An 18631-nucleotide genomic window follows, 5' to 3' on the forward strand; every position below is an offset into this window, starting at 1 on the left:
CCGATGCAGGGCGCTATCAGGCCTTTTCGCAGGCAACAAAAAACCCGCTCAAGGCGGGTTTTTTGTGGGATATGGTCGGAGAGACAGGATTCGAACCTGCGGCCTTCTCGTCCCGAACGAGACGCGCTACCTGGCTGCGCTACACTCCGATGTCCAAAATGCTACTGCATCGCTTTTTTCAACGCAACCCCTTGTTGCAAAAAGGAGTTGCGCTAAAAAGCGGGACTGGATCACAGCTCCTTGACGGTGCGGATCTGGTCCTTGTTGATGCGCGTGCGCTTGCCGTCGAGCTGCTCGAATTCGTAGAAGCCGGAGTCTTCGTCATAGGAAGGGGTGTCCACCGCCTGGATTTCGCGGCCGTCGTTGAGGGTGATGACGGTTGGCGAGGCGCAGCCGGCGAGGGCGCCCAGGCCCAGGGCAAGCAGGAAGGCGGGAAGGGTCCGTTGGATCATCGTGTTTCTCCAGTGCGATGGTGCTAGATGTCATTAAGACGCAGGGCGTCCACGCAAGTTCCTTGCACAGTGCAGCATAGCGCCATCGCGGCGGCATTGACCAAGAACAACGCCGCAGGCGGCCTGTGATATAACAGCGCACATTCCCAGTTACCCTGCGACGGACTCCCATGAAAGCCAAGGCAGATACCCCTTTCGTTGCGCTGAACATCGCCGTGCTGACGGTCAGCGACACCCGCACCTTCGACACCGACACCTCCGGCCAGCTGTTCGTCGATCGCCTGGGCGCCGCCGGCCATCGCCTGGCCGAGCGCGTGCTGCTCAAGGACGACCTCTACAAGATCCGCGCCCAGGTCGCGACCTGGATCGCCGACGACCAGGTGCAGGTGGTGTTGATCACCGGCGGCACCGGCTTCACCGGCCGCGACAGCACCCCGGAAGCCGTGGCGTGCCTGCTGGACAAGCAGGTCGAGGGCTTTGGCGAGCTCTTCCGGCAGATCTCGGTGGCCGATATCGGCACCTCCACCGTGCAGTCCCGCGCCCTGGCGGGGCTTGCCAACGGCACCCTGGTCTGCTGCCTGCCGGGGTCGACCAACGCCGTGCGCACCGGTTGGGACGGCATCCTCGCCGAGCAGCTGGACGCCCGTCACCGGCCGTGCAATTTCGTGCCGCACCTGAAGCAGGCGGCGGCCTGTGACAGCCGTGGCTGAGGTGGCCCGGCCCTTGATGCCGGTGGAAGAGGCCCTGGAGCGCCTGCTGGCGCTGGCCGACACGGCGCCCATCGCCGAGACCGAACACGTACCGCTGGCCGAGGCCGAAGGGCGGGTCCTGGCCCATGAGCTGGTGGCTGGCCTCGACCTGCCGCCGTGGCCCAATAGCGCCATGGACGGCTACGCCCTGCGCCTGGCCGACTGGCAGGGCGAACCGCTGCGGGTGACCCAGCGCATCTTTGCCGGGCATGCGCCACAGCCCCTGGAGCCTGGTACCTGCGCAAGGATCTTCACCGGTGCGCCGCTGCCGGAAGGTGCCGATTGCGTCGAGATGCAGGAAAACACCGAGGTGCTCGAAGACGGCCGGGTGCGCTTTCTCGAGTCCCTGGCACTGGCGCAGAACGTTCGCCCCAAAGGCCAGGAAACTCGTGTCGGCGAACAGGTGATGAGCGCCGGCACGCGGCTGGGCCCGATCCAGCTCGGCCTGGCCGCGACCCTGGGCTTTGGCACGCTCGAAGTGCGACGCCGACCCCGGGTGGCGGTGCTGTCGACTGGCGACGAACTGGTCGAGCCGGGCCTGGCACTGGGACCCGGGCAGATCTACAACAGCAACCGACGCCTGCTGGTCAGCTGGCTGCAACGCCTGGGCTGCACGGTGGTCGACGCCGGTATTCTCCCGGACGATCTCGAGCGCACCCGCCAGTGCCTGGGCGGGCTGGGCGATGTCGACCTGATCCTGTCCACCGGCGGCGTGTCGGTGGGCGAAGCCGATTTCCTCGGCCTGGCCCTGCGCGAGGCGGGCGAGCTGGCACTGTGGAAGCTGGCGATCAAGCCGGGCAAGCCGCTGACCTTCGGCCATTACCAGGGTGTGCCGGTGATCGGCCTGCCGGGCAATCCGGCCTCGACCCTGGTCACCTTCGGCCTGCTGACCCGACCCTACCTGCTGCGTCGAATGGGCGTAGCCCATGTCGCGCCGCTGCGCTTCAGCGTGCCGGCGGGCTTCGACTGGCCCAAGGCCGGGACGCGCCGCGAGTACCTGCGGGCGCGTATCGAGGAGGGTCGCGTGCGCATCTACAAGAACCAGAGCTCCGGCGTGCTGCGCAGCGCGGCATGGGCCGATGGCGTGGTGGAAGTGCTCGAAGGCACGACGCCGCAACAGGGCGATGCGGTGACGTTCATTCCGTTCAGCGAACTACTTGGCTAGCACGCTAGCGGCGGCCGCCGCGCCGGCCGGCGCCAGCTGGGTCAGGCGCATGTGCACGTTCTCCAGCTGCTGGGCGGCGACGCTCCAGTCATGACGCTGACGGGCGAACTGGCGCCCGGCCTCGCTGAGCTGGCACATGCGCCATGGCTGGTTGAGCAACTGGGTGACCAGCAGCGCCAGCTGGCCGCTGTCATCGCTGCCCAGGTAATGCTCGCCGTTGTTCATGGCCAGGCCCGAGGCGCCCTTGCTGGTGGTGATCACCGGCAACCCGGCGGCCATCGCCTCGAGGATCTTCACCTTGGAGCCGCCGGCATGGCGCAGCGGCGCGAAGAACAGCGCCGAGCGCCGTTGCAGTTCGCGCAGGTCGGGGCGATAGCCCACCCACTCGATGCGCGGGTCGTTCCAGTGCAGCTTCCAGCTGGCCGGCAGGGCGTGGCCGGCAATGGCCAGGCGCACCGCCGGATTGCTCATCCACACCTGGGGCAGGATTTCCTCCAGCGCCCATTCGATCGCCTCCAGGTTGGCGCCGTACTCGAAGTTGCCGACGAACAGCAGGCGCTGGCTGTGCGGCGTGGGGCGCACGTCCTGGTAGTGGTCGCAGTCCACGCCATTGACCACCACGTTCACCGGGCGCCCGCTGATCTGGCCGATCAGCTCGGCGTCGTGGGCGCTGACCGCCACCACCTCGGTGGGCTGGCGCAGCACCCGCTGCTCCCAGCGCCGGTAGCGCCAGCGGTCGAAGGCGTTCAGCGGCCGTAGCCACAGGGGCAGGCGGTCGTGACAGGCGGCGCCCATCACCGACTCCAGGTAGTGCTCGCTGAGCATGTAGGGCAGGCCACGGGCCTGCAAGGCCTTCTCGAACGGCTGGAAGCTATAGCTGTGCTCGATCTGGATCACGTCCCAGGGTTCGTCCAGCAGTTGCTCGAAGCGGTGCCTCAGGCAGGGCGCCAGGCCATTGATGATGGCCCGCATGGGGTAGTCGATGATGGGCGAGGCCAACAGGTTCAGCGGGCTGTGCAATGCGCGCCGGGGCAGCACCACCAGGCGCTCCACCAAGGGTTCCAGGGCCTCGCGCGCCGCGTCGCTCAAGGGTACCTTCGACTGCACCAGCAAGGTGATCCGGTGGCCATGCTGCGCCAGGGCGCGCAGCAGGTGGTATTGCCGGGTCTTGCTGCCGCTGGTGGTGGGCCAGGGCAGGTAGGGCAGGGTCCAGAGTATGCGCATGAGCCCGAATCCTCGCGGTTGGCCGGGTGTCGGCCCTGGATGGCAAAACGCGCCCTCTGGCAGTCAAGCAGGTGCTGCTGCTGCCGGGGCGCGTCCATAGATATCAGTAAAGCGCACGATGTCGTCTTCGCCCAGATACTCGCCGCTCTGCACCTCGATCATCACCAGGTCGATGACGCCGGGGTTGGTCAGGCGATGGCTGCGGCCGGGCTTGATGAAGGTCGACTCGTTGGTGTCGAGCAGAAACTCCTCTTCACCGTTGGTCACGCAGGCCATGCCGCTGACCACGATCCAGTGCTCGCTGCGGTGATGGTGCATCTGCAGCGACAGCGATTCGCCGGGGCGGACCATGATGCGCTTGATCTTGAACCGCGGCCCTTCCTCGAGCACGGTGTACAGGCCCCAGGGGCGGGTCACGGTGCGGTGCAGGCGGTAGGCATCGTGGCCCTGGCGCTTGAGTTGCTGGGCGATCACCTTGACCTCCTGGCTGCGCGCGGCATCGGCGATCAGCAGGGCGTCGGGGGTGTCGATGACGATCAGGTTGTCCAGGCCCACCGCGCCTACCAGCCGGCGCGGCGAGTCGATGTAGCAGTTGCTCACGTCGTGCAGCACGGTTTCGCCGTTGCAGTGGTTGCCCTGGCTGTCGGCCGGGCGCAGCTCGCGCACCGCTTCCCAGCTGCCGATGTCGCTCCAGCCGATGGCGCAGGGCACCACGGCCACCTGGGTGGAGGGCTGCATGAGGGCGTAGTCGATGGAGATGTCGGGGGCCAGCGCGAAACTGTCGGCGTCGAGTTCCACCTGCTGGCCGCACGTCCCCTCCTTGAACGGGCTCTGCGCCAGGCAGTGGGTCACGTTGTGCAGTACCTCGGGGGCATGGGCCTGCAGCTCCTGCAGCACGGTGCCCGCGCGCAGGCAGAACATGCCGGCGTTCCACAGGTGCCGGCCACCGTCCAGGTAGGCCTGGGCAGTGTCGGCGTCGGGCTTTTCGACGAAGCGGGCGACCCGGTAGCTGTCGCCGTCGAGCGGCTGGCCCAGTTCGACGTAGCCGAAGCCGGTTTCGGCGCGGGTCGGCAGCAGGCCGAAGGTGGTCAGCCAGCCTTGTGCGGCCAGGGTCATGGCCCGCTGGACGGCCGCCTCGAAGGCGTCCTGGTCCTGGATCAGGTGGTCGGCAGGCAGTACCAGCAGCAGGCTGTCCTCGCCATGCAGGCGGGCGCAGTGCAGCGCCGCGGCGGCGATGGCGGGGGCGGTGTTGCGACCGAAGGGTTCGAGGATGAAGTCCAGCGCAATGCGCTGGGTGCCGACCTGGCGATACTCGTCCTGGGTACGGAACACCACTTCGCGGTTGGTCACCGTGAGCACTCGTTCAACGCCGGGCAGGCTGCTGGCGCGGCTGAAGGTCTTCTGCAGCAGACTCATGCCATCGGGCAGGCGCATGAAGGGCTTTGGCATGGCCTCGCGGGAAACCGGCCACAATCGGGTGCCGGCGCCGCCAGCGATGATGCAGGGGATCAGAACGCTCATAGTCACAGCCTCGAATCAGGGCGCCGGGGGCAGCGCAATGCAAGGAAATCACGACCTGTCAGGCGTCTGGCGGCACAAAGTCAATAAAATGACTTTTCGAGTCGGCTTCGTCCGTGATGGCCAAATATTTGTCAGATGATGCACCTGTGGCGAGCGGCTTTCAATGGTATTTGTGAGAAGTGGCGGTTTTTGGTCGTTGCCGGGAGCAATCTGCGTAACGCGGTGGTCGAGATTGCGATAGGGCATTTTTATTCGGGGAGAGCGGCATGAGCGAGCGCAAGGCAATGTTGATCCTGCATGGCAAGCAGGCTGGCAACGAAGAGGTGCGAGCCGCGGTGGGTCAACTGCGCGAGCGGGGCTGGACCCTGGATGTGCGTCTGACCTGGGAGGGCGGTGACGCCCAGCGCCTGGTCGGCGAAGCCTTGGCGGCGGGCTATGGCCAGGTGGTGGCCGGTGGCGGTGACGGCACCTTGCGCGACGTGGCCGAAGCCATGGGCTTGGCCGCCACCCAGGCCAGCCTGGCGCTGCTGCCACTGGGCACCGCCAACGACTTCGCCAGGGCGGCCGGCGTGCCCCTCGAACCGCAGGCGGCTCTCGACCTGCTGGAGGTTCCGGCGCGGCCGATCGACCTGGGGCGGGTGGGCGACCAGTTGTTCCTGAACATGGCCACCGGGGGCTTCGGCAGCCAGGTCACGGCCAACACCTCGGAAGACTTGAAGAAAGTGCTGGGCGCGGCGGCCTACCTGTTCACCGGCCTGTCACGCTTCAGCGAACTGCAGGCTGCCTCGGTCGAGCTGCAGGGGCCTGGCTTCCAATGGCAGGGCGAGTTGCTGGCGCTGGGCATCGGCAACGGCCGTCAGGCCGGCGGCGGGCACGTGCTGTGCCCGGAGGCGACGGTGGATGACGGCCTGCTGGATATCGGCATCCTGCCGGCGCCGCAGGAAGTGGCGGGGGCCTTGCGCGACCTGTTGGCCGGTGACGGCCTGTTCGTCCGCGCGCGCTTGCCTTGGGTGGAAATCAAGGGCGCCCAGGGGCTGGACATGAACCTCGACGGCGAGCCGCTGCAGGCCGCCAGCCTGCGCTTCGAGGCCATGCCACGGGCGTTGCGCGTGCACCTGCCGACGGATTCGCCGCTGCTCAGTCGTCCAGGCTGATGATCTTCTCGCGCACGGCGAACAGCACCAGCCCCGCCACGTCGTAGATCTGCAGGCGCTTCATGATCTGTGAGCGGTGGGTCTCCACGGTCTTGATCGACAGGCCCAGGCCGGCGGCGATCTCCCGGGTCGACTTGCCGCGCACGATCAGGCGCAGGATCTCCAGCTGGCGACCGGTCAGGTTGTGACCTTCGTTGCTCGGCTGGCGGCCGCTCTGGGCGCGCAGCAGGGCCTGGTTGATGACGGTGTGGGCGATGGCCGGGCTGAGGTAGCGTTCTTCGTTGCGTAGCGCGGTGAGCGCCTGTTCCAGTTCGGTGGCCGTGGTGTCCTTGAGCAGGTAGCCGTGGGCGCCGCTTTCCAGGGCACGCATGATCAGTTCCGGGTCGGTGTGCATCGACAGGATCAGGACCTTGCAGGTGCAACCGTTTGCGCGCAATTGCGTCAGCGCGTCCAGGCCGCTGGTCGAGCGCATGGAGATGTCCAGCAGGACGATGTCCGGCGCCAGACGCTGGACGTGGTCCAGAAGCTGGTCGCCGTCGTCGGCCTCGCCGATCACGGTGTAACCGGGGATGTCCGATACCAGTGCCCTGACGCCTGCGCGAATCAGGGAGTGGTCGTCCACCAGCAGTAATCTACAGGTCATCGGGGGCAGGGGTCCTGGCGCGTTCTTGGCTGCGGGGCGGCCACGGAAAGAGGGCTTCGATCTGGGTGCCCTGGCCGGGCTGGCTGGTGATGGTCAGGCTGCCTTGCAGCGCGGTCACCCGCTCCTGCATGCCGGCCATGCCGCGCTGGCCGTATTCTGCGGGAGACTGGGCCGGTACGAAGCCGCCGCCGTCATCGTGGATCGACAGGGCGAGGCCGGCCGAGGTGCGTTGCAGGCGAACCACCAGGTTGCGGGCGTCGGCGTGGCGCAACATGTTGGTAACCGCCTCCTGGGTGATGCGGAAGGCGGCCATGGCCACCTCTTCGCTGATGCCACCCAGGCGCTGCTTGCATTCCAGGCTCCAGTGCACCTCGGTGTTTTCCAGGGTACGTAGCAGATGCGCGCGCAGGCTCGCCTCCAGGCCCAGGCTGGCCAGCTGGCGCGGGTTGAGAATGGTGGAGACGTCGCGCACGTTGCTCAGGGTCAGGTCCAGGGTACTGCGCAAGGTGCTGCAGTGCTCCTGCAGCTCGGCCGGCACCCGGCGTTGCAGCCAGTCGACCTGAAGCTTGGCGGCGGTCAGCAGCTGGCCGATATCGTCGTGCAGCTCGCGGCTCAGGCGCTGGCGCTCGCTTTCCTGCACCTTGAGCATGCGCGTGGCCAGTTCCGCCGGGCGCAGGCTGATCGAGCGCGCCCAGTGGCGCAGGTGCCAGCCGACGCCGATCATCGCCAGCAGTTGCAGCAGCAGCAGGCTGGCCGACAGGGGCTGGGTGCTCAGGTATACCACCAGGTTCGCCGCCAGCGATGCAACGCACAGCAGCGCGGTCGTCCAGCGCAGCAGGGCAACGCTGGAGCGACAACGCTGGAGAAACTTCAAGCGTGGGAGCATAGATAGGGAAGCCACTGAGTTATAGCGGTTAGGGGCATTGCACACGTCTGACCAGAGGTTTTACCGCCCCGCGTTCAATCAAGTGCGCAATGCGGATCCAATCGCCCGATAACCTGGGCGCGCATGTTCGAGTGCGCGCATGTTATCACTTTGATTGAATTTGGTCGCGGGGGGATAACTGCTTGAAACCTCGTATTTTCCGGGTTGTGGCGGGCCTGGTGGTCGAGGGCTTGGCTAGCAGAGTGCCATTATTAAATGATGTTTCCAATGCGCCTGGGGCAACTAATAAACCCGCTGCGCAAAAACATTTGGAAAAACTTGTCCAACTTTGCAAGTTTCACCCTGAGCCGACCTTAGTTGTGACTCAGTTGGCCGCATTAGTGTTGCCGGTCGGACGCGTCGATGCCGTTGTCTGCCGTATGAGGGTGGGCGCAGTACACCCCTGTCTGCTGGCAGTCCGTGCACAGCTGCGTGGACGGCTGGCCCAGGGAGGTGGCCAGTTCGCCCAGCAGCAGCCGTTGTTCGTCGGTGTCCATGCCCAGCTGGCCGGTCTGCGGGTCGAGCAGCTCCAGTTGCCAGTCGAGCAGGGTCAGGCAGGCGTCCAGTGCAGGCAGGCTGCTACCGTGCAGGTGCTGCTGGGCGCAGGTGGGCGCGAGCAGCTTTTGCAAGGCAAACGCATAGTGGGCGACCTCGAGCAGGCCGAGCGCGTCGGCGCGGCGGGCGAGGGTATCGAGTGCCGTGGTGAGGCTGTGGCAGGCGTCCGGGTCGTTGGCGATCAGTTCCAGGTGCTGCAGGCATTCCTGGGACCTGGCCAGCAGGACCTGCGCATCTTGCAGGAAGGCCGCCACGGCGGCGTTGTGCAGTGGTGTGCTATCCATCATGGCGCCCCGTGGTCAGGGATTGGCCGTACCAAGATGATCGCTCGCAAAAGCCTGACTCCGTTCATGCAGTGAGAATGGCGTCACATTAATGGCTAATGGATATTGCGAACATCAGGTTGCACCCGATTGCTACTAGGGGATTCCCTGATGAGGATTCAGGTGGGTCGTTCGTTGCGAGCGACGGACGCGGCGGGATGTGGCAGCAGTAAAGCATGATGGTAAAGTGATATCAATCACCCGGCGCGGCTTTTTCCATCAGGGGTCAAGCTGCGCGCGCATCCGCCGATACAGGGGGATGCATTCATTTTTTACCGACTCACGCCTGGGGGCTTTCCAATGGCTGGCATTCTCGACACGGTAGACCAACGCACGCAACTGGTGGGTGAGAACCGCCTGGAAATCCTCATGTTCCGCCTGGCCGGCCGACAGTTGTTCGCCATCAACGTGTTCAAGGTCCAGGAGGTGCTGCAGCTGCCCAAGCTGACCCTCATGCCACAGCGTCATTCCTTCGTCTGCGGCGTGGTCAACCTGCGTGGCCAGACGCTGCCGGTGATCGACCTGTCCCAGGCGATCGGCATGCGCCCGCTGCAGCCCGGGCCGGACAGCACCATCATCGTCACCGAGTACAACCGTTCGGTGCAGGCGTTCCTGGTGGGCGGCGTCGATCGTATCGTCAACATGAACTGGGAAGCCATCATGCCGCCACCGGCCAGCGCCGGTCGCCAACACTACCTCACGGCGATCACCAAGGTCGACGAGAAGCTGGTGGAGGTCATCGACGTGGAGAAGGTGCTGGCCGAGATCGTGCCGTACAGCGCCAAGGTATCCCGCGACAAGCTGGAAGACCCGGTGCTGGCCCGTGCCCGTGGCCGCGAAGTGCTGCTGGTGGACGACTCCAGCGTGGCCCTGGCGCAGTTGCGCGACACCCTGTCGCAACTGGGGGTGAAGCTGCACGTGGCCAGCGACGGCCTCAAGGCCCTGCGCCTGCTCAAGGGCTGGGCCGACGCCGGGGAGAATGTCTGTGAGAAGCTGCTGATGATCTTCACCGACGCCGAAATGCCCGAGATGGATGGTTACCGACTGACCACCGAGATCCGCAACGACCCGCGCCTGCGCGGCCTCTACGTGGTACTGCACACCTCGCTTTCCGGCAGTTTCAACGAATCCATGGTCAAGAAGGTCGGCTGCGACAACTTCCTGTCCAAGTTCCAGCCCGACCGTCTGGTGGATGTGGTGCGTCAGCGTCTGAACATGGATCACGCCTAGGTGTAAGCTTGGCATTTCCACGGATGCCAGGTGAGCAAGGATGTTTCTGAGTGCGTTGTATCGATACCCGGTGAAATCGGGGCGGGCCCAGGGCCTGCAAGCGTCCGCGGTCGGCAATCTGGGCCTGGACGGTGACCGCCGCTGGTTGGTGGTGGAGGAGGAGAATGGCCGCTTCCTGACCCAGCGGGCCTGGCCGCGGCTGGGGCAGGTTGCTGCCGATTATGGCGATCAGGGCCAGTTGCTGCTCCAGGCGCCGGGGCGGGCACCCTTGGAGGTTCCCGTGCCGCCGGCCGACGACGCCCTGCGCGGCGTCACCATCTGGCGCGACACCTTGCGCGTACCCGATGCCGGCGATGCCGCCGCGGCCTGGCTCAGCGAGCTGCTGGGCAAGGCGGTAAGGCTGGTGCACTGCCCCGAACAGCGGGCCCGCTACCTGCCCAGCGGCTACGGCCTTAACAGTGACCGGGCAGCCTTTCCCGATGGTTTTCCGCTGTTGCTGATCGGCCAGGCTTCACTGGATGAGCTGAGCCGTCGGGTGGGGCGCCCCATGGAGATGCTGCGTTTTCGCCCGAACCTGGTGGTCGAGGGGGCCGAGGCCTTCGCCGAGGACCGCTGGAAGCGTATCCGTATCGGCGACATGACCTTTCGCGTGCTCAAACCGAGCGTGCGCTGCATCCTCACCACCCTCGATCCCGCCACGGGCGAGCGCAGCCCGGACCGTGAGCCGTTGACCACGCTCAAGACGTTCCGCGAGAAGGAAGGGGATGTGCTGTTTGGTCAGAACCTGGCGGTGGATGGCGAGGGGGCGCTTGAGGTGGGTATGGACGTCGAGGTCCTCGAATAGCACCGTCGCGGGGCAGGTCGCATCGGCGCACCGCCGCTCCCACGTTGCGTGGGCGCGGGGTGATGGCGTCCCGATCACATATCGTCGAAATACCGCTCATGCCAATCCACCAGCGGCTGCGGTGAATTGAGCTTCTGCCCGTAGATGACCGAATACGACAGCACGTTCTGCACGTACTGGCGCGTCTCGTCGAACGGAATCGACTCGACCCACACATCGAAGCTCAGGTGCTTGGCGCCCTTGAGCCACTGGCGCACGCGCCCGGGGCCGGCGTTGTAGGCGGCCGAGGCCAGCACGCGGTTGCCGTTGAACTGGCCGTGCACCTGGCTCAGGTAGGCGGCGCCGAGCTGGATGTTCTTGTCCGGGTTGAACACCTGGGCCGGCGAGGCCAGCGGGATACTGAACTTGCGTGCGGTCTCCTTGGCCGTGCCCGGCATCAGCTGCATCAGGCCGCTGGCGCCGACGCTGGAGCGGGCGTCCTCCATGAAGGCGCTTTCCTGGCGGGTGATGGCGAACACCCAGCTCGAATGCAGGCCGCGGACCTTGGCTTCGCGCACCAGGGTGTCGCGGTGGGCCATGGGGAAGCGGATGTCCAGGTCGTCCCAGTACTGGGCCTGGCTGATGGTGCGGATGGCCGGGAAGTACCAGCGCATGTCGTAGGCCAGACGGGCCTGGGCGACCATCTCGTCACGGTTGAAGTGGCGGCTGACGTGGTACCACTCGCGGCGGCCCTCGACGATCTGGCCGCGGGCATGGAACTCCAGGGCGCGACGCACGCCCGGGGTATTGCGGACCTTGTTGATCACCGCCTGGCTGAGCGCCAGCGGCTTGTTGTTCAACTGGTAGGGCGTCTGCGCCCGGTCGGCGGCGAGGAAACCATAGAAGTCGCGCTCGCGGGCGACGGTCTTGTACAGCAGCGGGACCTGCGGGTTGTTCGGCTGGGCCAGCTCCAGGCTGCGCGCCTGCCAGTACTTCCAGCGGTTGCTGCTGGCCAGGTCCTGGGGCAGGCGTTTGGTCAGCTCGTAGGCGTCCTCCCAGCGGCCCAGGCGCAGCAGCAGGCGCAGGCGCCATTCGCTGACGGTGTTGTCGCGCAGCTCGGGGTCGTAGCGGGTCATCAGGTCGAGGGCGCGCGGGTCGTAGCGCCGGGCCAGGGTCAGGCCGATCTCGCGGGCGATGGCGACTTTCTCGTCACGGGAGAAGTGCATGCGCTGGGCGTAGTCGTCGAGCAGCGCCATGGCCTGCTCGGGGTCCTGGCGGGCCAGGCGGCGCAGGCCGAGGCTGACCACGTCGGGCATGGCTTCGTTGACCGGGGTGAAACGCGACGGCTGGTTGAGCAGCTCGGGCTTCTGCGCCACGTCGATCAGCAGCTTGCCCTGGGGGCCGAGGGTGGTGAGGGTCTTGACCAGGCTGCTGGCCAGGCCGTAGTTGCGTGCCTGGGCCGCCAGTTTGGCGCGCTGCCAGCGCTTGGCCTCGGTCAGCTGGCCTTCGGCCGCCCACATGGAGAACAGGGTATCGCAGGCGGTGGGCTGCGACTTGCCGACGTTCCACAGCTTGTCGGCGGTGGCAAAGCCTTCGGCGCGCAGGCCGTGGGAGAGCTGGTACTGACCGTTGAGGCAGTCCAGTTCGGTGAAGTTGAGCTTGGGGTCGTAGTAGCGGGTGAAGGTGTTCCATTCGCCGCGCTCGGCCAGCCAGCGCAACCAGCGCAGTTTCATCCAGTTGGCCTGGGGCAGGTCGCCGTGGGCCTTGAGGAAGCCCTCGATCTCCTCGTTGCTGGCGCTCTTCAGGCGGGCGGTCAGCTCGTCGTAGGTGAGGTAGGGCGTGAGCGGGTAGTCGCGCAGCGACTGCGCGTAACGCAGGTAAGGGCCCTTGTCGCCCTTGGCCAGGGCGCGCTTGGCCTCGTCGTAGTACTGACGCTGCTGGGAAATGTCGATGGCCTGTGCGGCGCTCGCGGCGGTGGCGGTGAGCAGCAGGCAGGAAGCAATTTGTAACAGGCGGCTGCGCATGATACGTCCGGGCAGTAGAACCATGGAAAGTGACGGCGGAGCCAGCACTGTTGGGTATTACTGCCTAGCTTAGCCGTTTGCCGGTGGCCGGTGAAAGCACTGTGCTTGTATCGAGTTGTTATCCGACGCCCTGCTGCCGGCGATGGGCTTTTGATGCCGTGAAGGGCCAAGTCAGGTAGAATGCGCGCCCGGTTTTTGGAGATGATCATGACCCTGCTCAAATTCAGCGATGTGTCCCTCGCGTTCGGCGCCATGCCGCTGTTGGACAAAGTGTCCTGGCAGATCGCCCGTGGCGAGCGGGTGTGCATCATCGGCCGCAACGGCACGGGCAAGTCGAGCATGCTGCGCCTGGTCAAGGGCGAGCAGAAGCCCGACGACGGCGATATCTGGCGCGCGCCTGGGCTGAAGATCGGCGAACTGCCACAGGAACTGCCGGTGGCCGACGAGCGCAGCGTCTTTGACGTGGTGGCCGCGGGCCTGGATGGCGTGGGCGAGCTGCTGGCCGAGTACCACCACCTGAGCCAGAACATCCACGGCGACGAGGACCTGGAAAAGCTCATGCATGTCCAGCACGAGCTGGAGGCCCGTGACGGCTGGCGCCTGCAGCAAGTGGTGGAAAGCACCCTGAGCCGCCTGCAGCTACCGGCCGACAAGACCCTGGCCGAGCTCTCCGGCGGCTGGCGCCGTCGCGTGTTGCTGGCCCAGGCACTGGTGTCCGAGCCCGACCTGCTGCTGCTCGACGAGCCGACCAACCACCTGGATATCGGTGCCATCGCCTGGCTGGAAGAAGCCCTTAACGGCTTCAACGGCGCGGTGCTGTTCATCACCCACGACCGTTCCTTCCTGCAGAACCTGGCTACGCGCATCCTCGAGCTGGACCGTGGCGGTCTGATCGACTGGAACGGCGACTACGCCAGCTTCCTGGTGCACAAGGAGGCCGAGCTTGCCGCCGAGGCCACCGCCAACGCGCTGTTCGACAAGCGCCTGGCCCAGGAAGAGGTGTGGATCCGCCAGGGCATCAAGGCCCGGCGTACCCGCAACGAAGGCCGTGTACGTGCGTTGAAGGCGTTGCGCGTGGAGCGCGGCGAGCGCCGCGAACGCCAGGGCAAGGCCAACATCCTTATCGAGGTGGCGGACAAGTCCGGCAAGCAGGTGATGGTGCTGGAGGACGTCAGCTTCGCCCACAAGGATGGCCCGAAACTGGTCAAGGACTTCTCCATGGTCCTGCAGCGCGAAGATCGCATCGGCCTGCTAGGCGCCAACGGTACCGGCAAGACCACCCTGCTCAAGCTGATGCTCGGTGACCTGGAGCCGACGTCTGGCAAGGTCGAGCGCGGCACCAAGCTGGAAGTGGCTTACTTCGACCAGATGCGCCATCAGCTGGACCTGGAAAAGACCGTCATCGACAACCTGGCCGAAGGTCGCGACTTCATCGAGATCGATGGCCAGAATCGCCACGTGCTGAGCTACCTCGGCGACTTCCTGTTCAGCCCGCAGCGTGCGCGCACGCCGGTCAAGGCGTTGTCCGGTGGCGAGCGTGCGCGCCTGCTGCTGGCCAAGCTGTTCAGCAAGCCGGCCAACCTGCTGGTGCTGGACGAACCGACCAACGATCTCGATGTCGAGACCCTGGAGCTGCTCGAGGAAGTGCTGTCCAACTACAAGGGCACGGTGCTGATGGTCAGCCACGACCGGGCCTTCCTCGATAACGTGGTGACCAGCACCCTGGTGTTCGAGGGTGAGGGCCGTGTGCGCGAATACGTCGGTGGCTACGAGGACTGGATTCGCCAGGGTGGTTCGCCGAAGCTGCTGGGCGTGACCGAGAGCAAGGGCGGCAAGTCCGAGCTCAACAGCGCGGTGGTGGCCAAGGCGGTTGAAGAGCAAGCGCCTGCGGCCGTCGCCGCGCCCGCTGCCGATGCCAGCAAGAAGAAGCTCAGCTACAAGCTGCAGCGCGAGCTGGAAGCGCTGCCAGGGCAGATCGATGCGTTGGAACAGCAGATGGCCGAGGTACAGGAAGAGGTCAATGCCTCGAACTTCTACCAGCGTCCGATCGATGAAACCACCGCAGTGCTGGCCAAGCTGGAGAAGCTGCAGGGCGAGCTGGACGTGCTGGTGGAGCGCTGGGCCGAGCTGGAAGGCTGAACGCATCGCGGGGCAAACCCGCTCCCACGCAGCCCTGTCTGACGGGCCATGTGGGAGCGGGCTTGCCCCGCGATTACAGGCTTACTCGGCCTTCTTCTGCAAGCGCACCGCCAGTACATCGCACGGCGCGCCGTGCAGCACGTCATTGGCGGTGGAGCCCAGCAGCAGTGCCAGGCCATGGCGGCCATGGCTGCCGACCACGATCAGGTCGCAGGCTTGTTTCTTGGCAAGTTCATGGATCTCCTGGCGCGGCTGGCCATAAACCAGGTGCGAATCGCCTCGCTGGATGTCCGGGTACTTGTTGAACAGGCGTTCCATGCGCTCCTTGGCCTGGTCGAACTGTTGCTGCTGCAACTGCGACAGGTCCATCGGCACGTCACCGCCGAAGGCCATGGCCATGGGTTCGACGATATGCACCAGGGATACCTTGGCGCCACTGGCCAGGGCGATGGTCTTGGCCCGCTTGATCACCGGGTCGCATTCTTCGGTCAGGTCGACGGCGACCAGAAGATGTTCGTAGGACATGTGCAGTACTCCTGACAATCGCGATAGTAGAAGTATGGTCGCTTTCGGGCCGGGCGTTCGTGAAACCTGGATAACCCGCTCATTTGCAACGCTTTATAAGGTCTACAGATATGACGGTATGGCTGGTGGTGTCAATCCTTGCGCTGATGCTCAGCCCGCTGGCCTGGCTGCGCCAGTCGCGCAAGCAGGGTGAGCAGATGAGCCTGCGCTTGGAGGGTCGGCGCATGGGCCTGGCCATGCAGCTGGCGCCGCAGCAGTGGCCGCACTGGCTGGAAAAAGAGCCGCCCAGCCCCTGTCCGCAATACCATCGGGCGCGGCGCAAGGGCCGCGAGGACTGCTGGTGCTACTGGCAGATCACCCCGGGCGTGTGGTGGAACCAGTGGCGCGAACCCTGCGAGGAGCCGCGCCTGGCTGAGGTCTTCGCCCGCCTGCCGGAAACCGTCTACAAGGTCGAGGCCGACCGGCGCATGATCGCCCTGTACTGGAGCGAGCGGGGCGATAAATCTGTTTTGCAGGATATTGCCCAGGCCCTCGATAGCCTCGCCTGAACCTGACCAACGCAAAACGGCGCGCAGGAGCAACCATGCTCTTGCGCGCCGTTTTGCGTTCTGCAGCGCAGAAAAAGGCCAGGCAGGCCGGAAACACTTTCATGCAGACCCAGTGTAGCCATCGTTGGCGGATGCGTTTAGAAAAAAGCGCTGTCCGCTGTCGGTGATGGTCTATCGCTGACATGAATGGTCGGCGATCACTGTCATCATGTTTCGTACCCGGCGGCTAGAAGATGACTGGAAAGTCGCGTTTTCACGGTGTTCGCGAGCATTTGACAACGCCGTCCATTTCGGAGAATGTGTGCACACCCAAGTCAAACGGGCGTATGAATTGAGCGTTTGTATGTCAGACGGCTCTTACAGAATCCCGATTAGCGCGTCGACGGGTGTGCCTGGGGCGAGGGACCGGTAGACCGGCTCTTGCGCCAGCGTTCGACGTGTACTGTTCAGCTTCCATATCGTGGAGATCAGTTGATGATTTACGAAGGTAAAGCCATCACGGTTAAGGCTCTTGAAAGCGGCATCGTCGAACTGAAGTTCGACCTCAAGGGTGAGTCCGTCAACAAGTTCAACCGTCTCACTCTGAACGAGCTGCGTCAGGCCGTGGACGTGATCAAGGGCGATGCCTCGATCAAGGGCGTGATCGTCAGCAGCGGCAAGGACGTGTTCATCGTCGGCGCCGACATCACCGAATTCGTCGACAACTTCAAGCTGCCCGAGGCCGAACTGGTCGCCGGCAACCTGGAAGCCAACCGCATTTTCAATGACTTCGAAGACCTGCAGGTGCCGACCGTCGTCGCCATCAACGGCATCGCCCTGGGTGGCGGCCTGGAGATGTGCCTGGCCGCCGATTACCGGGTCATGTCCAGCAGCGCCAAGATCGGCCTGCCGGAAGTCAAGCTGGGCATCTACCCAGGCTTCGGCGGCACCGTGCGCCTGCCGCGCCTGATCGGCTCGGACAACGCCATCGAGTGGATCGCCTCGGGCAAGGAAAATCGTGCCGAGGACGCCCTGAAGGTCGGCGCCGTCGACGCCGTGGTGGCTCCCGAGCTGCTGCAGGCCGGTGCCCTGGACCTGATCAAGCGCGCCATCAGCGGCGAGCTGGACCACAAGGCCAAGCGCCAGCCCAAGCTGGAAAAACTCAAGCTCAACGCCATCGAGCAGATGATGGCGTTCGAGACCGCCAAGGGCTTCGTTGCCGGCCAGGCCGGCCCGAACTACCCGGCGCCGGTCGAGGCCATCAAGACCATCCAGAAGGCCGCCAACTTCGGCCGTGACAAGGCCCTGGAAGTCGAGGCCGCAGGCTTCGCCAAGCTGGCCAAGACTTCGGTCGCCGAGAGCCTGATCGGCCTGTTCCTGAACGACCAGGAGCTCAAGCGCAAGGCCAAGGCCCACGACGAGATCGCCCACGACGTGAAGCAGGCCGCCGTGCTCGGCGCCGGCATCATGGGTGGCGGCATCGCCTACCAGTCGGCGGTCAAGGGCACGCCGATCCTGATGAAGGACATCCGCGAGGAAGCCATCCAGCTAGGCCTGAACGAGGCCTCCAAGCTGCTCGGCAAGCGCGTCGAGAAGGGTCGCCTGACCCCGGCGAAGATGGCCGAGGCGCTCAATGCCATTCGTCCGACCCTGTCCTACGGCGATTTCGCCAATGTCGACATCGTCGTCGAGGCCGTGGTCGAGAACCCGAAGGTCAAGCAAGCGGTACTGGCTGAAGTGGAAGGCCAGGTGAAGGAAGATGCCATCCTGGCCTCCAACACCTCGACCATCTCCATCAACCTGCTGGCCAAGGCGCTCAAGCGTCCGGAAAACTTCGTCGGCATGCACTTCTTCAACCCGGTGCACATGATGCCGCTGGTCGAAGTCATCCGCGGCGAGAAGTCCAGCGAAGTCGCGGTCGCGACTACCGTTGCCTACGCCAAGAAGATGGGCAAGAACCCGATCGTGGTCAACGACTGCCCGGGCTTCCTGGTCAACCGCGTGCTGTTCCCGTACTTCGGCGGCTTCGCCAAGCTGGTCAGCGCCGGCGTCGACTTCGTGCGCATCGACAAGGTCATGGAGAAGTTCGGCTGGCCGATGGGCCCGGCCTACCTGATGGACGTGGTCGGCATCGACACCGGCCACCACGGCCGCGACGTGATGGCCGAGGGCTTCCCGGACCGCATGAAGGACGACCGTCGCTCCGCCGTCGACGCCCTCTACGAGGCCAACCGCCTGGGCCAGAAGAACGGCAAGGGCTTCTACGCCTACGAGACCGACAAGCGCGGCAAACCGAAGAAAGTCGCCGACGCCAGCGTGCTCGACGTGCTCAAGCCGGTCATCTTCGAACAGCGTGAAGTCAGCGACGAGGACATCATCAACTGGATGATGGTGCCACTGTGCCTGGAGACCGTGCGCTGCCTGGAAGACGGCATCGTCGAGACCGCCGCCGAAGCCGACATGGGCCTGGTCTACGGCATCGGTTTCCCTCCCTTCCGTGGTGGCGCGTTGCGCTACATCGATTCGATCGGGGTCGCCGAGTTCGTCGCACTGGCCGACAAGTACGCCGACCTGGGGCCGCTGTACCACCCCACTGCGAAGCTGCGCGAAATGGCCAAGAACGGCCAGCGCTTCTTCAACTGAGCGCCCAAC

At 65.2% G+C, this 18631-nt stretch carries 16 protein-coding genes and 1 tRNA gene; 8 read left to right on the top strand and 9 right to left on the bottom strand.

Features of this window, described 5'->3' with window-relative positions; genetic code table 11:
- Positions 1–72: 72 nt before the first annotated feature.
- Both HU751_RS02465 and HU751_RS02470 read right to left on the bottom strand, forming a co-directional pair.
- Positions 73–149 (bottom strand) — tRNA-Pro (locus HU751_RS02465).
- Between the two features lie 81 nt (positions 150–230).
- Positions 231–452, bottom strand: coding sequence for a YgdI/YgdR family lipoprotein (locus HU751_RS02470; protein ID WP_043206706.1), 222 nt, complete (start codon positions 450–452; stop codon positions 231–233).
- Between the two features lie 170 nt (positions 453–622).
- Here HU751_RS02470 and moaB point away from each other — a divergent pair, with 170 nt between their 5' ends.
- The gene (moaB, locus tag HU751_RS02475; RefSeq protein WP_028692756.1) at positions 623–1162 is read left to right on the top strand and encodes a molybdenum cofactor biosynthesis protein B; all 540 of its coding nucleotides are present in this window, start codon (positions 623–625) and stop codon (positions 1160–1162) included.
- Positions 1146–2366: a molybdopterin molybdotransferase MoeA gene (locus HU751_RS02480; RefSeq protein WP_186733480.1), complete on the top strand. Its 1221-nt coding sequence runs from the start codon at positions 1146–1148 to the stop codon at positions 2364–2366. Before moaB ends, HU751_RS02480 begins: the two co-directional genes overlap by 17 nt.
- Here the strand turns inward: HU751_RS02480 and HU751_RS02485 are convergent.
- Together HU751_RS02485 and HU751_RS02490 are read right to left on the bottom strand one after the other, a co-directional pair.
- On the bottom strand, positions 2355–3590 hold the full coding sequence (locus tag HU751_RS02485) for a glycosyltransferase family 4 protein (RefSeq protein ID WP_186733479.1): 1236 nt from the start codon (positions 3588–3590) through the stop codon (positions 2355–2357). The genes HU751_RS02480 and HU751_RS02485 overlap by 12 nt on opposite strands.
- Before the next feature lie 63 nt (positions 3591–3653).
- Positions 3654–5111, bottom strand: coding sequence for a mannose-1-phosphate guanylyltransferase/mannose-6-phosphate isomerase (locus tag HU751_RS02490; protein ID WP_186733478.1), 1458 nt, complete (start codon positions 5109–5111; stop codon positions 3654–3656).
- A 266-nt stretch (positions 5112–5377) separates the two neighbouring features.
- On the opposite strand from HU751_RS02490, the gene yegS reads away from it, so the two are divergent.
- The gene (gene yegS, locus HU751_RS02495) at positions 5378–6265 is read left to right on the top strand and encodes a lipid kinase YegS (RefSeq protein WP_186733477.1); all 888 of its coding nucleotides are present in this window, start codon (positions 5378–5380) and stop codon (positions 6263–6265) included.
- Here the strand turns inward: yegS and HU751_RS02500 are convergent.
- The 3 genes from HU751_RS02500 to HU751_RS02510 all read right to left on the bottom strand — a co-directional run bounded on the left by HU751_RS02500 (position 6249) and on the right by HU751_RS02510 (position 8672).
- Positions 6249–6908, bottom strand: a complete 660-nt coding sequence (locus HU751_RS02500) for a response regulator transcription factor (RefSeq protein ID WP_186733476.1) — start codon at positions 6906–6908, stop codon at positions 6249–6251. The genes yegS and HU751_RS02500 overlap by 17 nt on opposite strands.
- On the bottom strand, positions 6898–7794 hold the full coding sequence (locus HU751_RS02505; RefSeq protein WP_186733475.1) for a sensor histidine kinase: 897 nt from the start codon (positions 7792–7794) through the stop codon (positions 6898–6900). The genes HU751_RS02500 and HU751_RS02505 overlap by 11 nt, the downstream gene beginning before the upstream one ends.
- A gap of 377 nt (positions 7795–8171) precedes the next feature.
- On the bottom strand, positions 8172–8672 hold the full coding sequence (locus tag HU751_RS02510) for a histidine kinase (RefSeq protein WP_186733474.1): 501 nt from the start codon (positions 8670–8672) through the stop codon (positions 8172–8174).
- A 339-nt stretch (positions 8673–9011) separates the two neighbouring features.
- On the opposite strand from HU751_RS02510, the gene HU751_RS02515 reads away from it, so the two are divergent.
- Together HU751_RS02515 and HU751_RS02520 are read left to right on the top strand one after the other, a co-directional pair.
- Entirely contained in the window at positions 9012–9941 is a 930-nt protein-coding gene (locus HU751_RS02515) for a chemotaxis protein CheV (RefSeq protein WP_050704823.1), read from the top strand.
- 40 nt (positions 9942–9981) lie between these two features.
- Entirely contained in the window at positions 9982–10785 is an 804-nt protein-coding gene (locus HU751_RS02520) for an MOSC domain-containing protein (protein WP_186733473.1), read from the top strand.
- 74 nt (positions 10786–10859) lie between these two features.
- On the opposite strand, the gene HU751_RS02525 is transcribed toward HU751_RS02520, so the two are convergent.
- Entirely contained in the window at positions 10860–12788 is a 1929-nt protein-coding gene (locus HU751_RS02525; RefSeq protein WP_186733472.1) for a transglycosylase SLT domain-containing protein, read from the bottom strand.
- Positions 12789–12995: 207 nt separating this feature from the next.
- Between HU751_RS02525 and HU751_RS02530 the strand changes: the two genes are divergently transcribed.
- On the top strand, positions 12996–14927 hold the full coding sequence (locus tag HU751_RS02530) for an ATP-binding cassette domain-containing protein (RefSeq protein ID WP_050704847.1): 1932 nt from the start codon (positions 12996–12998) through the stop codon (positions 14925–14927).
- A gap of 81 nt (positions 14928–15008) precedes the next feature.
- On the opposite strand, the gene HU751_RS02535 is transcribed toward HU751_RS02530, so the two are convergent.
- Positions 15009–15452 carry a universal stress protein gene (locus HU751_RS02535; RefSeq protein ID WP_186733471.1) on the bottom strand — a complete coding sequence of 148 codons (444 nt, stop codon included), beginning with the start codon at positions 15450–15452 and terminating at the stop codon, positions 15009–15011.
- 110 nt (positions 15453–15562) lie between these two features.
- On the opposite strand from HU751_RS02535, the gene HU751_RS02540 reads away from it, so the two are divergent.
- Positions 15563–16000: a hypothetical protein gene (locus HU751_RS02540; protein WP_186733470.1), complete on the top strand. Its 438-nt coding sequence runs from the start codon at positions 15563–15565 to the stop codon at positions 15998–16000.
- A gap of 474 nt (positions 16001–16474) precedes the next feature.
- Positions 16475–18622, top strand: a complete 2148-nt coding sequence (fadB, locus tag HU751_RS02545) for a fatty acid oxidation complex subunit alpha FadB (protein ID WP_050704828.1) — start codon at positions 16475–16477, stop codon at positions 18620–18622.
- Positions 18623–18631 lie beyond the last annotated feature (9 nt).

The sequence above is a fragment of the Pseudomonas peradeniyensis genome, from assembly GCF_014268935.2.
Classification (GTDB): Bacteria; Pseudomonadota; Gammaproteobacteria; order Pseudomonadales; family Pseudomonadaceae; genus Aquipseudomonas; species Aquipseudomonas peradeniyensis.

Excerpts from the sequence above, each read along its gene's own strand:
- HU751_RS02510 (WP_186733474.1), bottom strand. The coding sequence starts at position 8,672 with ATGGATAGCACACCACTGCACAACGCCGCCGTGGCGGCCTTCCTGCAA.
- HU751_RS02540 (WP_186733470.1), top strand. The coding sequence starts at position 15,563 with ATGACGGTATGGCTGGTGGTGTCAATCCTTGCGCTGATGCTCAGCCCG.
- HU751_RS02485 (WP_186733479.1), bottom strand. The coding sequence starts at position 3,590 with ATGCGCATACTCTGGACCCTGCCCTACCTGCCCTGGCCCACCACCAGC.
- fadB (WP_050704828.1), top strand. The coding sequence starts at position 16,475 with ATGATTTACGAAGGTAAAGCCATCACGGTTAAGGCTCTTGAAAGCGGC.
- HU751_RS02500 (WP_186733476.1), bottom strand. The coding sequence starts at position 6,908 with ATGACCTGTAGATTACTGCTGGTGGACGACCACTCCCTGATTCGCGCA.
- HU751_RS02525 (WP_186733472.1), bottom strand. The coding sequence starts at position 12,788 with ATGCGCAGCCGCCTGTTACAAATTGCTTCCTGCCTGCTGCTCACCGCC.
- HU751_RS02535 (WP_186733471.1), bottom strand. The coding sequence starts at position 15,452 with ATGTCCTACGAACATCTTCTGGTCGCCGTCGACCTGACCGAAGAATGC.
- HU751_RS02515 (WP_050704823.1), top strand. The coding sequence starts at position 9,012 with ATGGCTGGCATTCTCGACACGGTAGACCAACGCACGCAACTGGTGGGT.
- HU751_RS02470 (WP_043206706.1), bottom strand. The coding sequence starts at position 452 with ATGATCCAACGGACCCTTCCCGCCTTCCTGCTTGCCCTGGGCCTGGGC.
- yegS (WP_186733477.1), top strand. The coding sequence starts at position 5,378 with ATGAGCGAGCGCAAGGCAATGTTGATCCTGCATGGCAAGCAGGCTGGC.
- HU751_RS02520 (WP_186733473.1), top strand. The coding sequence starts at position 9,982 with ATGTTTCTGAGTGCGTTGTATCGATACCCGGTGAAATCGGGGCGGGCC.
- HU751_RS02490 (WP_186733478.1), bottom strand. The coding sequence starts at position 5,111 with ATGAGCGTTCTGATCCCCTGCATCATCGCTGGCGGCGCCGGCACCCGA.
- HU751_RS02505 (WP_186733475.1), bottom strand. The coding sequence starts at position 7,794 with ATGCTCCCACGCTTGAAGTTTCTCCAGCGTTGTCGCTCCAGCGTTGCC.
- moaB (WP_028692756.1), top strand. The coding sequence starts at position 623 with ATGAAAGCCAAGGCAGATACCCCTTTCGTTGCGCTGAACATCGCCGTG.
- HU751_RS02530 (WP_050704847.1), top strand. The coding sequence starts at position 12,996 with ATGACCCTGCTCAAATTCAGCGATGTGTCCCTCGCGTTCGGCGCCATG.